Annotated in this window: 11 protein-coding genes and 1 rRNA gene; all 12 read left to right on the top strand. The window is 48.1% G+C overall.

The genetic code is table 11. The features are described from left to right. The first annotated feature begins 68 nt into the window (after window positions 1-68). The gene (locus tag NtB2_RS02615; protein ID WP_109245399.1) at window positions 69-821 is read left to right on the top strand and encodes a hypothetical protein; all 753 of its coding nucleotides are present in this window, start codon (window positions 69-71) and stop codon (window positions 819-821) included. Between the two features lie 153 nt (window positions 822-974). Next, a complete protein-coding gene (locus NtB2_RS02610) occupies window positions 975-3,170 on the top strand; it encodes a hypothetical protein (protein WP_109245398.1) in 2,196 nt (731 codons plus the stop codon). 39 nt (window positions 3,171-3,209) lie between these two features. Next, window positions 3,210-4,079, top strand: a complete 870-nt coding sequence (locus NtB2_RS02605) for an aldose 1-epimerase family protein (protein WP_109245397.1) — start codon at window positions 3,210-3,212, stop codon at window positions 4,077-4,079. A 231-nt stretch (window positions 4,080-4,310) separates the two neighbouring features. Beyond that, window positions 4,311-5,147 carry an AEC family transporter gene (locus NtB2_RS02600; protein ID WP_225867037.1) on the top strand — a complete coding sequence of 279 codons (837 nt, stop codon included), beginning with the start codon at window positions 4,311-4,313 and terminating at the stop codon, window positions 5,145-5,147. A 134-nt stretch (window positions 5,148-5,281) separates the two neighbouring features. Beyond that, the gene (locus NtB2_RS02595) at window positions 5,282-6,367 is read left to right on the top strand and encodes an NADH-dependent flavin oxidoreductase (RefSeq protein ID WP_109245396.1); all 1,086 of its coding nucleotides are present in this window, start codon (window positions 5,282-5,284) and stop codon (window positions 6,365-6,367) included. Window positions 6,368-6,561: 194 nt separating this feature from the next. Beyond that, window positions 6,562-7,707, top strand: a complete 1,146-nt coding sequence (locus NtB2_RS02590; protein ID WP_109245395.1) for a cation:proton antiporter — start codon at window positions 6,562-6,564, stop codon at window positions 7,705-7,707. A gap of 33 nt (window positions 7,708-7,740) precedes the next feature. Then, a complete protein-coding gene (gene upp, locus NtB2_RS02585) occupies window positions 7,741-8,370 on the top strand; it encodes a uracil phosphoribosyltransferase (RefSeq protein ID WP_109245394.1) in 630 nt (209 codons plus the stop codon). Window positions 8,371-8,682: 312 nt separating this feature from the next. Next, window positions 8,683-9,297, top strand: a complete 615-nt coding sequence (locus tag NtB2_RS02580; protein WP_109245393.1) for a nitroreductase family protein — start codon at window positions 8,683-8,685, stop codon at window positions 9,295-9,297. 136 nt (window positions 9,298-9,433) lie between these two features. Then, complete coding sequence (locus NtB2_RS02575; protein ID WP_109245392.1) at window positions 9,434-10,684, top strand: Nramp family divalent metal transporter; 1,251 nt, start codon at window positions 9,434-9,436, stop codon at window positions 10,682-10,684. Between the two features lie 81 nt (window positions 10,685-10,765). Continuing rightward, window positions 10,766-11,083 carry an ATP cone domain-containing protein gene (locus NtB2_RS02570; protein WP_109245391.1) on the top strand — a complete coding sequence of 106 codons (318 nt, stop codon included), beginning with the start codon at window positions 10,766-10,768 and terminating at the stop codon, window positions 11,081-11,083. Between the two features lie 313 nt (window positions 11,084-11,396). Beyond that, window positions 11,397-13,337 carry a threonine--tRNA ligase gene (thrS, locus tag NtB2_RS02565; RefSeq protein ID WP_109245390.1) on the top strand — a complete coding sequence of 647 codons (1,941 nt, stop codon included), beginning with the start codon at window positions 11,397-11,399 and terminating at the stop codon, window positions 13,335-13,337. 318 nt (window positions 13,338-13,655) lie between these two features. Next, window positions 13,656-13,774 (top strand): 16S ribosomal RNA (locus NtB2_RS02560); the annotation flags it as partial.

Raw genomic sequence — 13,774 nt, 5'->3', positions numbered from 1 at the left:
TTATCTGAAAAATTAAAAGGGGGTTAAAAAAGAAGAAGGTCATTGGAATTTCTTTAGCTAGTCTGTCATTGCTGACTGTTATTGGCTTACAGCAGTCAGTTAAGGCCTCTGCAACTGAGCAGGGGATTTATCGTCTTTACAATCCTATCACAGGAGAGCACCTTTTTACACCTGATGCAAATGAAAATCATGTCTTATCCACAACAGCTGGCTGGAAGGCGGAAGGGCTTGTATGGGAGGCACCAACATCAGGTCAGGCGGTTTATCGTCTTTACAATCCCGCGCTACATAACCACCTCTATACGACGGATAAAAATGAGGTTAAAGTCTTAACCAGTGGGTCAGGCTGGCAGAAGGATAATAATGGTAAGCCCCTCTTTTATTCAGGAGGTGGGATGCCGGTCTATCGTGTCTATAATGCGAAGCTTAATGGTCAGCACTTATTGACGATTGATAAAAATGAGTATAACATCTTACCGCAATATGGCTGGCAACAAGAAGGGGCAAAACTCTATGCCCTGGGAAAGCCATCGACTGCGGGGACAACTCAAACTAAAAGAGTCACTGTCAACAAGTCAGACAAGGGAGCGATTCTAAGCTCGACGACGGGCTATGTTAAAATCAGTAGCGGAGTAAATACCGTGACTAGCACTGATTCTAAAGGCAATAAGACAGTAACGATTACCACGACCAATATTTGGCATAAGGCAGTGGCCACACAAAAGACTGTCACCATCAATATCAATGAAGTGACCGGTCAAACGCTACTTTCTACTGCCGGCTTTACAAAGGATTATCAGACCACGAGTTTAGTCAAGTAGGTCGCTTCAAATGGAGACAGCCTGACAACCACAACGCTTCGGGTCTACTACAAGCCAAGTTCGACGTCAAATATTAGCGTTTATAAGACGGTTAATAAGGATGAGGCAGGAAATCTTTTAGGCAGTAATGTCGATAGCACGCTTTATCACAAAATGTCCTCTGTGACGGGCTCGCCTGTTATTACAACAGATGTCTATGGCAATAAGACAAGCACCATCACGACGACCGTCATCTGGCATAAAATCAAGACAGCGACGACTAGTGTTACCCTTAATAAAGATAAAAATGGCAATGTTTTGAGCTCAACGGCAGGCTATACAAAGCTCTCGACCTCTTCGCCAGTCCAGACCATAAGCACAGCATCAAATGGCGACAAGACCATTACAAATACGACCACAGTGATCTGGGAGTTGACAGGTTCGTCGACAAATTCAGCCTTTAGCTTAACGCAGGATATTGCAAGCTCAGGCAATATTTCTAGTAGCGGACAGCAGGTTTATTATAAATTTATTGCCCCAACAGCTGGAGCTTATAGCTTTTATACCACAGGGACGCTGGACACCGTCGGGATGTTGCAAGATAGCCTCTCTAATACTTTGGGATCAAACGATGATAGCAATGGCAGAAACTTCCTGATTAGTCCAATCAGTCTAACGGCAGGACAAGTGGTCTACCTCAGGGTTAATGCCTATAGTAGCAGCATAGGGGCCTACTCTGTTGTTGCCCATAAACTGCAATCAATCACGCAAACCGTAACAATCAATCAAGATGAATCAGGAATTGTCCTTGGAGATAATGTCGATACAAGCCTTTACCATAAGATGTCAACAACAGGGCCGACGGTTACAACATCTGTAAACAGCACAGGGGATACAGTCACGACGATTTCAACCAGCAACATCTGGCACCTGATTGTCAGCACAACTAAAAATATCACCGTGAATAAAGACCAAAATGGCAATGTTTTGAGCTCAACGACAGGCTATAGTCAGGTCTCATCAAGCACCACAACGACAACTTCAGTTGCTTCAAATGGTGATAAGACCATCACCAATACGACCACTGTCATCTGGAAGCTCAACTCGAGTTCAGGTGACTCAACAGCCACAGCCATCAACCTGCCACTTGATACAGCAACGGCGGGGAGTATTTCAACTGCTGGGCAAGCCGTCTACTATAAATTTACAGCGACAGTAGCAGGAGATTACAGCTTCTATACGACAGGAAACCTCGACACACAGGGGACCCTGACCAGCAGTTCTAATAGTCAATTAGACTACAATGACGATGTCACATCAGGACAAAATTTCAATTTCTTGATTAAACCAACGACTTTGACCGCAGGACAAGTTGTTTATCTCAAGGTGAATGCCTATAGCAATAACACGGGAGCCTACACCGTCTTTGCCCACAAGGTCGCCACAATAACGAAAAGTGTGACGATTAACCAAGACCAGAATGGGAATGTTTTGAATTCGACGACGGGCTATACACTTGTTTCGTCGACTCAAAGTTCCAGCACGGATATAGCGACTAATGGGGATGTGACGGTTACTAATACGACGACAAAGATTTGGAAGCTTCAAAGTTCAAGCCTTTCTTTGGCTTCTCAATTACCAAATGTTGCGACGGCAACCACAAGCCCTACAACTGATGCAACTGGTTTAACGCAAACAACGGCCTTTACAAGTACGGTTAAATCTATAGTGAACGATTTTATCAATTTATTGAATGAGACTTATATGGATGACAGTAACTATAGTCAATACAGTCAAATTGATTCGTCAACCTTTAGTTCAACGGCCTATAAGAATGAGTTGACAACTTTCCAAAGCAAGCTTAATGCTGGAATAAGCTCAGGCAATTTCTATATTGCTTCAGCTTCTGAAGCATCGACAACTTATTCGACCTTGAGCCAATGGTCTCAGCGTTATAATCAAAGGCTGGCTCAAGATATAAACTTGCTTCGCTCAAAACTCGGATTAACAGCGCTGGTTAAAGATGTCAATCCAATAGATAATGCCTACAGTTTAACAGATGCGGCATATGGCGCCCTCATTAAATTTGACCATTATCAAAGTGCGAATGGCTGGTTGCAACCAACTTCAGGAAATTTTGCCTGGGCTGCGGATCTGGCGGGAGATTATCTCTATTCAACACCAGAGCAGATGGCAAATGCTAATGCTTCAAACTGGCTCAACGAAGTGAACAATGATCCAACAAAAGAAGTTGTGGGACATTATCTTTCTTTTGTTGGGGCTCACAATATGATTTCTTCAGCAGTAGTTTTTCAACCTTCTCCTACGATGGGGTCAAATTGGTCAGTTGGAGCCAGTGAACTTTACTAATTTCATGTTAAAATAAAAGAAAAACATGAAGGAGCAAAAATGAAAACAAGACTATCCAACGAAAACCTCCAAATCGAAATCAACAGCTTCGGAGCCGAGCTCAACTCCATCCAACACGCCGGCATCGAGTACCTCTGGCAGGCTGACAAGAGCTATTGGGCGAGGCATGCTCCGGTCCTCTTTCCCATCGTCGGCAAGCTGAAAGCCGGCGAATATCAGCTCGACGGCGAGCACTACCAGATGCCAGGCCACGGCTTTGCCCGGGACAATGACTTTGAGCTCATCAAGGAAGACAGCGACGAGGTAATCTATGAACTCCGTGAAAATGCTGATAGCCTCAACAAGTACCCTCGCAAGTTCCGCTTCCGAGTGGCCTACAAGCTGACAGACCAGACCATCCGGGTCCGCTATGAGGTCAAAAACGAAGACGAAAAATTCATGCAATTTGGCCTGGGAGCCCATCCAGCCTTCAATGTTCCCCTGAAATCAGGGACTTTTGAAGACTACAAGCTGACCATCTCGCCTGCCGAAAAACGGGATTTTATCCCGCTCGACCCGCCGACCGGCCTCCTCAAGCTCAAGGATAAAAAAGAAGAGGCGGTCAGCGAGCTGGAGCTCAACCGCGAGCTTTTCAAGGAAGACGCCCTGGTTTTTAGCTCATCTAAAAAGATGGCTGTCAGCCTGACCAACAGCATCGACGCCCATGGCGTCCGTCTCAGCTGGGAGAAAATGCCCTACTTTGGCCTCTGGAGCCCCTATCCAGCTGATGCTCCATTTGTTTGCATCGAGCCCTGGTGTGGCCTCGCAGATGACGAAAACACCGACGGTGATCTGATGACCAAGTTCGCCATCAATGAACTGGCCCCAGAGGGTAAGTTTGTGGCTGAGTATGAGATTGAGATTTTTTAAGAATTTAATATTTCTTTTCTTCCAATGCTGGGAAATGATAATCCAGTTGATTTGGAATGGAAGCCGAAGCAAGGTGAAAAGCTTTGCTTTTTTTTCTACGCAGATAGTCTTGGCAATCCCATTTTCGGCCCACTGCTGTGTTGTGCTGTTTTCTGGAACGGACCAGCCCATATTTCAAAAGAAACTGCCCGGCCCCTATAAATTCCCGACAAAAAGGCCTATAATAGAAGCATGTCCACCGTAATCCTAAACGCCCTCAGCATCTTCATCGTCCTAGCTCTCGCCATGCTCCTCAAGCAGTTTCGCCTGGTCCGCTCAAAAGATGGCCTGATGACCTCAAAATTGGTCGTCTACATCACACTGCCGGCCACCATCATCATCGGTGTCAACCACAGCCAGCTTTCTGCCACCTTCTTCATCCTCATGGTCATGGGCCTCTTCAGCAATCTGGCCCTGATTTTCATCGGCAAGCTCTTGTCCAGCAGACGGCCGGCCGAAGAGCAGGCCCTCTACATGTTTAATTTATCTGGCTTTAACATCGGCAATTTCTCGATTCCCTTTGTCTCTAGCTTTTTCCCGGTGGCCATCCCATTTCTTGCCATGTTTGACATGGGCAATTCCCTCATGGTTACAGGAGGCTCCCAGGCCCTGATCGAAGGCCTCAGTGGCAGAAAAAAATCTGGCTTCATTCCCCGAGAGGTCGCAGGCGTCCTCTTGCGGAATCCACCCTTCGTCGCCTACATCATCATGTTTCTCCTGGCCCTCTTTGGCCTTGCCTTGCCTGACAGCTGGCTGACGCCCCTCAAGCCCTTGTCTCAGGCCAATACCCTGCTTTCTATCTTCACGATTGGCCTCTTTATGGACTTCAGACTCCCTGACGGTAAGCTCGGTCTGATTCTCAAGACCTTGGCTAGCCGCTATACGGCAGCCCTCGTCCTTTCCCTCCTCGTCTACTTTCTGATCCCCTTTCCACACCTGGTCAAGCAGGTCCTCCTCCTGATTTTTTTCTGCCCATGTCCTTCCTTCACATGCTCCAGGCTACGACCTTTGGCAATGACAAGGCTGTGACTGGCCTTTCGGTCTCACTTTCCATGCTCATCAGCCTGATTTTGATGAGCTTGATTATCATTTTTTTCTAAATCAAAATTTAAGACATTTTCATGTCAAAGTGCTAAAATAATGGCGAATTAAAGGAGAAGATTATGCCAAAACTTAACGAAAGCCTGACCCTCCGCTCAGGTATCACGCTTAAAAACCGTCTCTTTGTCCCGCCGATGACGGTCGTCCTGTCCTTCCACGACGGTGCCATCACGACGGACGAGGTCAACCACTACGCTGAAATCTCACAAGGCTCAGGCCTTGTCATCACTGGGACAGCCAATGTCACAGAAAACGGTAAGGGCTGGCCTGGCGAGCTCTCCGTCACAGATGACTCGATGATTGAAGGCCTGAGCCGGATTGCTAAAGCCATTCAGGACAAGGGAGCCAAGGCCATCCTTCAGATTTTCCATGCTGGCCGGATGTCTTCAAGCAAGACCATCGGCGAGCAGGTCGTCTCTGCCTCAGCTATCCCAGCTGAAATGCCAGGGGCTGAAATCCCTCGCGAGCTCTCAGAAGCTGAGATTCTCGAGATTATTGAAGCCTTTGGTCAAGCAACCAGACGTGCCATCGCCGCTGGCTTTGACGGTGTCGAAATCCACGGGGCCAATACCTACCTGATTCAACAGTTCTTCAGCGAACACTCTAACCGCCGGAATGACGCCTGGGGTGGCAGTCTCGAAAAACGGGCCAACTTTCCTAAGGCCGTGACCAAGCGGGTCTTTGAAGAAGTCGAAAAGGCTGACCGGCCATTTGCTGTTGGCTACCGCCTTTCTCCAGTTGAGGCGACGACACCCGGCATCCGCCTGGAAGACAGCCTCTACCTGATTGATGAGCTCAAGGCCTTTCCACTCGACTATCTCCATGTTTCATTGAAGAGCTATGACCGCAAGTCCAACTCGCCTGAGCTCCAAGAGAAGTCAGAGCTGGCCTACATCCACGACCGCATCGACGGGGCCTTCCCCCTCCTTGCTGTCGGTGGCGTCCGTGACCGTGTTGCTGCCGAAGGCATTCTTGAGGATGCTGAGCTGGCAGGAGTCGCCCAGCAGACCCTGGTCGACCCAAGCTTTGCTCAAAAATTACTCGACGACCGTGATGCAGAAATCGTGACCAAGCCTTTTGCTGAGGCGATTTATGATCTTCCGATGGCTCATCCTAAGTTGAAGTATTTGGAGAGACGGTATTTGTGATGATGAGAGCCCTGAGGGGCTTTTTTTATGAGTTGAACAACTCTATTAAGTTTTTCAAATAACCAACCCCAGCCTATTTTTTCAAAAAAATTCCCCCACTTCCTTCATATAACACTCTCCAAACACCCGCCAAAAGCCCGCCAAAACCAAAGAAAAAGCCTCAAACCACCCCATTTTTATGTTAAAATAAAAGCATGAACGACATTTTTCAACTAACAATTATCCTGGTCGCCTCGCTCTTTGCGACGGTGGTCTCCAGAAAGCTCAAAATCCCGGCTGTGGTTGGGCAGATGGTGGTGGGCGTGATTCTTGCCCCCAGCGTCTTGGGCTGGATTCACGGCGGGCACACGATTGAGACCCTCTCTGAGATTGGGGTCATTCTCCTCATGTTCCTGGCCGGCCTCGAGAGTGACTTGACGGTCTTGAAAAAGAACCTCAAGGCCTCGCTCTTGATTGCCAGCTCTGGCGTCCTGGTGCCGCTTTTTGCCTTCTGGGGCGTGGCCCACTTGCTGGGTTATGGCTTTTCTACGGCGATTTTCTACGGGATTGTCTTTGCGGCGACCTCAGTTTCTATTACAGTGGAAGTCCTCCAGGAATACGGGAAGCTCGGGACCCGGGCGGGGGCCATCATCCTGGGTGCGGCCGTGGTCGATGACATCCTGGCCGTCGTGGCCCTCTCTGTCTTTACTTCGACCAAGTCAGGCTCGGGAAATCTGCCCCTTCAGTTTCTGCTTGAGGCCCTCTTCCTACTTTTCCTGGTCCTCGTCCACAAGATGATTCCCAGGATTTGGAAATGGGTCGACCGCCTGCCGATTTATGCAAAAAATACGACAGCGGCGATTCTCATCTGTCTGATTCTTTCATTGTTGGCCTGGGCTTCGGGCATGTCAGCCGTGATTGGGGCCTTCTTTGCAGGTCTTGCCATCAGTCAGACTGAGGTCTCCCACCGGATTGAAGAGTACACCTCGGCCATTGCCTATGTGATTTTCATCCCTGTTTTCTTTGTGTCCATCGCTCTTTCTGTCAGCTTTGATAGCCTGATTGAGCACCCTTGGATTATTCTGGCCTTTACCTTGTTGGCTATTGCAACAAAATTCCTACCGGCCTATATTTCCGGCCGTTCGGTCAAGCTGTCCAATGCCGATAGCCTCCTGGTCGGGACTGGCATGGTCTCCCGTGGCGAAGTCGCCTTGATTGTCGCCCAGGTCGGCCTGGCGTCAGCCGTGATTTCTGACACGGTCTATTCAGAGTTGGTCATCGTGACGATTTTGACGACCCTGATTGCCCCATTCCTGATCAAATGGTCACTGCCCAGCAAGGCAAAAACTGCCCAAAAATGATAAAATAGAATTATAAAATTTCTAGGAGATGCCATGTCTAAATTTACCGTTGTCGAACATCCATTGATTCAACACAAACTCTCTATCCTTCGCCGTAAAGAAGCTTCTACCAAGGAGTTTCGTGAACTTGTCGATGAAATCGGGATGCTGATGGCCTATGAGGTCTCTCGTGAGCTTCCGCTTGAAGACGTGACTATCGAGACCCCTGTTGCCCAGATGACGGCTAAACAGTTGGCCGGTAAAAAGCTGGCTGTTGTACCGATTCTGCGTGCCGGTATCGGTATGGTTGACGGGATTCTCAAGCTTATTCCTGCTGCCCGTGTCGGCCACATCGGCATGTACCGTGACGAAGAAACCATGAAGCCTGTCGAATACATGGTCAAGCTTCCGACAGACATCGCTGACCGCCAGATTTTCCTCGTCGACCCAATGCTTGCGACTGGAGGCTCTGCCGCCCTCGCCGTAGACGTCCTCAAAAAACGTGGGGCCAGCAACATTAAATTTGTCTGCCTCGTCGCTGCACCAGAAGGCGTCAAAGCCCTCCAGGAAGCCCACCCTGACCTCGACATCTACGCCGCCTCCCTCGACGACCACCTCAACGAGCAAGGCTACATCGTCCCAGGCTTAGGTGACGCTGGTGACCGCTTGTTTGGTACGAAATAAATACAGCATACTCAATCCTTTGTTTCCAGAAATGGAATGGGGATTTTTTTATTGGAGTTGATAAGTGTAGCTAGAGAAGGCCACTGTTGGGCTGTGAAAATGGCAGATTTGGAGACGAAAGGCTCCAAATCTAGGGATGGAAGCCGGAGGCTTCGCTCCCGGCCTCACAGCTCAACAGTGGCCTTCTCTAGCGGAACGATTCCCTCAGAAAACAAAATCTAAAATGAAAAGCAAATCGTTTGACTTTCATCCGCTTACATGCTAAGATTACAAACGTAAACGAAAATAAAAAAACTAAAAAGGAGTCCCACTATGACTTACTTAGACACACTTAAAAAACGCCGCACCATCTACGCCCTCGGCAAAAACCTCAACAATGCCGATGAAGTAATCGAAACTATCAAAGAAGCTGTCCGCCTTTCCCCATCAGCCTTCAACGCCCAAACAGCCCGTGCCGTGATTTTGACAGGCGCTAAGCACGACGAATTCTGGGACGACATCGTGACGTCAAGCCTCAAGGCCGTCATGACCCAAGATGGTGTCCTCGACGAATCAGCCTGGGAAGCTACTCAAGGCCGTCTCAATGGCTTCAAGGCCGGCTACGGCACAGTCCTCCTCTTTGAAGACATGGCGACAGTAGCCAACCTCGAAGAGCAATTCCCGCTCTACGCTGACAACTTCAAGCCATGGGCAGAACAAAGCCACGGGATTGTCCTGGCTAACATCTGGAACGCCCTGGCAGAAGCAGGTGTCGGCGGTAACATCCAGCACTACAACCCACTCGTCGACGAAAAAGTTGTCGCAGCCTACGATGTGCCTAAAGACTGGAAGCTCCGTGGCCAATTCGTCTTCGGTTCTATCGAAGCTCCGAACACAGTCGATAAGGAAACTTTGGGCGATGACGTTCGCTTCAAAGAGTTCAAATAAATTAATTTGAAGTTAAAATTTGTTTCTTAAAAAGTCTGGCGTTTGCCAGGCTTTTTTGCTTAGTAAGGAAGAGGATGTGTCCCGCTGACAGCCTAGTAAAGCAGACTTCGCTTCGTTTTGTTATAATTAAGCTAAGATGAAATTCAAGAACATATTAAAAGACGAGCGCCACCCGGCCCTGGATTTTCTCCGCTATGTTGGGCCTGGCCTGATTGTCGCTGTTGGCTTCATTGACCCGGGCAACTGGGCGGCCAATTTGGCCGCCGGCTCGCAATTTGGCTACAAGCTCCTCTGGGTCATCAGCCTCTCGACCATCATGCTGGCCTTTCTCCAGCACAACGTCGCCCATCTGGGCATCGTGACCGGCAAGTGCCTCTCTGAAAATGCAACCGAGTACTTGAGGCCATGGCTCAGCCGGCTTATTCTGATTACGGCTGTCCTGGCCTCGATTTCAACAGCGACGGCCGAGCTCCTCGGCGGTGCCCTGGCCCTACAGATGATTTTCGGCCTACCGATAATGGTCGGGACACCGATTGTAGCCATCCTGGTCATCTGGTTTTTATTCAGTAATTCCTACTCTAAAATCGAGAAGGTCATCATTGGCTTTGTCAGCCTGATTGGGATTTCCTTATTGGCAGAAATTTTTATCATTCCCCATATTGACTGGACATCCGCCCTTCATGGATCCTTTGTTCCTCATATTACACCGGCCGCCATGCCGATTATCCTCTCTGCCCTGGGGGCGGTCGTCATGCCACATAATCTCTTCCTACATTCTGAGGTCATTCAGAGCCGTCAGTGGCATCTTGAGGACGAAAAGGTCATCCAACGCCAGCTCAAGTTTGAGTTCTTCGATACGATTTTCTCAATGTTTCTGGGCTGGGTAATAAATTCCGTCATTATCATTATTGCTGCCGCCCTCTTTTTCCCGCATGTGGTCACTGAGATGGCGCAGGCTCAAGACATTCTGAAGCCCCTGCTCGGGCCAGGGGCGGCCATTCTCTTTGGGCTCGCCTTTCTCTTTGCTGGTGTGGCTTCATCCGTGACGGCTGGGATGGCCGGTGGCTCTATCTTTGCTGGTATCTTCGCCGAGCCATATGATGCCCGGGACCCTCACTCTAGGCTGGGCGTCTTGATTACAATCATCGGGGCGGCCCTTGCCATCATGGGATTTAGCCTGGTGACCTCAAGCTTTAACATCTTGATTTACTCGCAGGTCTTCCTGTCGATTCAGCTACCGATTACAATCTTCCTGCAAATTTACCTGACCAGCTCAAAGAAAATTATGGGAAAATATAAGAATGTCTGGTATACAAAAATCCTTCTGCTAGCGACCGGGATTTTTGTGACGATTCTTAATGTGATTCTCTTAGTAGAGACATTTTAATCCTTGCCTTAAAGCCGATAAATGGTAAGATTTTCTAAAAAATTTGTTATAATAGGAATAAGAAGACAAAAGGAGAAGCCTATGGAATCAAAACTCGTCAATAAGGTGGTCATCAAACGAAACGGTCGCGTGGTCGACTGGGATTCTTTCCGTATCCAGACAGCCGTTTTTAAGGCCGCTATCAATGGAAAGTTTCACGACAAGCCCCTCCAGGCCAACATGATTGCCAATAATGTTACCCGCATTGTCGAAAAGGTGGTTGCCGAGATGCCATTTGAAAAGGTGGAGATTGAAGCCATTCAAAACCATGTCATGAAGCAGCTCAATGATTTTGACCCAGATGTGGCCCGTGATTTCTTGGAATACAAGACTCGGCGTAATATTGAACAAAGTCACTGAAAACGCTTGACAAAATCTAAGATAAGCATTATAATCAAGAAAGAGACATGTCCTCAGACAAGATTTTTCAGAGACTAGGCGGTACTGCGAGCCTAGATGTCGACTTTGAGGGTACCACTCATAAAATGCCTGGCCTAATCGCTAGGGGTCTCTGGCACCTTACGCCAATGATGAGAGATTTTCATTTTTTAATGGAAATTGAACAAAGGTGGTAACACGCAGGAGCGTCCTTTTTGGGGGAGCTCTTGCGTTTTTTATTATTATCGTGAAGGCCACCGCCTGAAGCTGTTAACAAAAAATAAAGGAGTTAGATATGATTAAAATTACCTTCCCAGATGCTGCCGTCAAAGAATTTGAAGCTGGCATCACAACCTACGACATTGCCCATCAAATCTCGCCAGGCCTGGCGAAAAAAGCCCTGGCTGGTAAGGTCAACGGCAAGCTGATCGACGTGACTCGTCCCATCACTGAAGATGCGGACTTTGAGATTGTCACACCTGACCATGAAGATGCCTTAGGCATCCTCCGTCACTCAGCGGCCCACCTCTTTGCCCAGGCGGCTCGCCGGCATTTCCCAGACATCCATCTGGGGGTTGGCCCTGCCATCCAAGACGGTTTCTACTATGATACCGACAATGAAGCAGGACAAATCTCAGAAGAAGACCTGCCGAAAATTGAAGAAGAAATGAAGAAAATCGCCAAGGAAAACTTCCCTTCTATCCGTAAGGAAGTCTCTAAGGCTGAAGCTCAAGACATTTTCAAGAACGACCCTTATAAACTCGAACTCATCGACGAGCACAATGAAGACGAGGGTGGCCTGACCATCTACAGCCAGGGCGAATACACTGACCTCTGCCGTGGCCCGCACGTCCCTGCGACTGGCTTCATTAAATTCTTCAAACTTCTTAGTGTTGCCGGTGCCTACTGGCGTGGTAACTCTGACAATGCCATGATGCAACGGGTTTACGGGACAGCCTGGTTCACTAAAGAAGAACTGGAAGAAAACCTGAAATTCCGTGAAGAAGCCAAAGAACGTGACCACCGTAAGCTCGGCCGTGAGTTGGATCTCTTCTTCAACGACTCAGACCTTGGTGCAGGGACTGCCTACTGGATGCCAGACGGGGCGACGCTTCGCCGGACCATTCAACGTTTCGTCGAAGACCGTGAAATCGCGGCCGGTTATCTTCATGTCCACACACCAAACCTGATGAACCTTGACATTTACAAGCAATCAGGCCACTGGCAACACTACCATGAAGACATGTTCCCGCCAATGGAATTCGACGACGGCGAACAGTTGGAACTCCGTCCGATGAACTGTCCTTCCCACATTGCCATCTACAAGCACCATGTCCACAGCTACCGCGAATTGCCTATCCGTATCGCTGAATTTGGTACCATGCACCGCTATGAAAAATCAGGTGCCCTGTCTGGTCTGCAACGTGTGCGCGTGATGCAGCTCAATGACGGCCATACTTTTGTGGCGCCAGAACAAATTCAAGAAGAATTTGGTAAGATTTTACAATTTATTATGGATATGTACCATGACTTTGGTATCAATGATTACAGCTTCCGTCTCTCATATCGTGATCCTGAAGACACAGAAAAGTACTTCCAGGACGATGCTATGTGGGAAAATGCCCAGACCATGCTGAAGGCAACCATGGATGAGATGAAGTTGGACTATGTTGAAGCTGAAGGTGAAGCTGCCTTTTACGGACCAAAACTCGACATCCAGGTTAAGACTGCCCTTGGAAATGAAGAAACACTTTCTACTATCCAGCTGGACTTCCTGAATCCAGAAAACTTCGATATCACTTATGTCGGTGCAGACGGCGAGAAACACCGTCCAGTCATGATTCACCGTGGGGTTATCTCTACACTTGAGCGCTTCACAGCCTACCTGATCGAGCTTTATAAGGGAGCCTTCCCAACCTGGTTGGCGCCAACTCAAGCAACCATCATCCCTGTCAACAACGAAATTCATGCTGATTACGCTTGGAAGCTTCAAAAAGAACTTCAAAGCAAAGGCTTCCGTGTGGTTGTCGATGAAGCCAACGAAAAAATGGGCTTCAAGATCCGTCAATCTCAAACTCGCAAGATTCCTTACCAAATCGTTGTCGGCGACCAAGAACAGGCTGACGGTACGGTCAATATCCGTCGCTACGGCTCTACAGACACTAAGGTGCTCAGCTTCGATGACTTCATTAAAGAAATCTCAGAAGATGTTGCCAACTTTAGCAGACAAAAATAAAAAAATTTTTATTAAGCAAAAAAGCCCGTCCCACGGGCTTTTTGCCTGCTAAAAACGAACCATCACAAACTTTTTTCAAAAAAATCGCACTTTATTCTTGACAAAAGAAAAGAGGTTTGATAGAATATAATAGTTGTCGCAAGAGAGCGGCACACAAGCCCCTTGAAAACTGAATAAAGAAGAATGACTCATGTGATGAACTACGGTTCATCAAAAACTGTCAATTCAATAATGAAAGACATAAAAGATTTGTCCATTATTCCTAAGTGCTAAAGCACTAAGGATAATGGCAAAACAAAGCCAGTTCAGAAATGAACTTTTAACGAGAGTTTGATCCTGGCTCAGGACGAACGCTGGCGGCGTGCCTAATACATGCAAGTGGAACGCTTCAAACTACACCGTGCTTGCACATCGTAGTTTGAAGAGTCGCGAACGGG

The organism is Lactococcus termiticola (genome assembly GCF_003116835.1).
Classification (GTDB): domain Bacteria; phylum Bacillota; class Bacilli; order Lactobacillales; family Streptococcaceae; genus Lactococcus; species Lactococcus termiticola.
Note: the sequence above shows the minus strand (reverse complement) of the source record. Positions and strands in the feature narration are given on the sequence as shown.

Excerpts from the sequence above, each read along its gene's own strand:
- NtB2_RS02610 (WP_109245398.1), top strand. The coding sequence starts at position 975 with ATGTCCTCTGTGACGGGCTCGCCTGTTATTACAACAGATGTCTATGGC.
- thrS (WP_109245390.1), top strand. The coding sequence starts at position 11,397 with ATGATTAAAATTACCTTCCCAGATGCTGCCGTCAAAGAATTTGAAGCT.
- NtB2_RS02595 (WP_109245396.1), top strand. The coding sequence starts at position 5,282 with ATGCCAAAACTTAACGAAAGCCTGACCCTCCGCTCAGGTATCACGCTT.
- NtB2_RS02605 (WP_109245397.1), top strand. The coding sequence starts at position 3,210 with ATGAAAACAAGACTATCCAACGAAAACCTCCAAATCGAAATCAACAGC.
- NtB2_RS02570 (WP_109245391.1), top strand. The coding sequence starts at position 10,766 with ATGGAATCAAAACTCGTCAATAAGGTGGTCATCAAACGAAACGGTCGC.
- NtB2_RS02600 (WP_225867037.1), top strand. The coding sequence starts at position 4,311 with ATGTCCACCGTAATCCTAAACGCCCTCAGCATCTTCATCGTCCTAGCT.
- NtB2_RS02575 (WP_109245392.1), top strand. The coding sequence starts at position 9,434 with ATGAAATTCAAGAACATATTAAAAGACGAGCGCCACCCGGCCCTGGAT.
- NtB2_RS02590 (WP_109245395.1), top strand. The coding sequence starts at position 6,562 with ATGAACGACATTTTTCAACTAACAATTATCCTGGTCGCCTCGCTCTTT.
- NtB2_RS02580 (WP_109245393.1), top strand. The coding sequence starts at position 8,683 with ATGACTTACTTAGACACACTTAAAAAACGCCGCACCATCTACGCCCTC.
- upp (WP_109245394.1), top strand. The coding sequence starts at position 7,741 with ATGTCTAAATTTACCGTTGTCGAACATCCATTGATTCAACACAAACTC.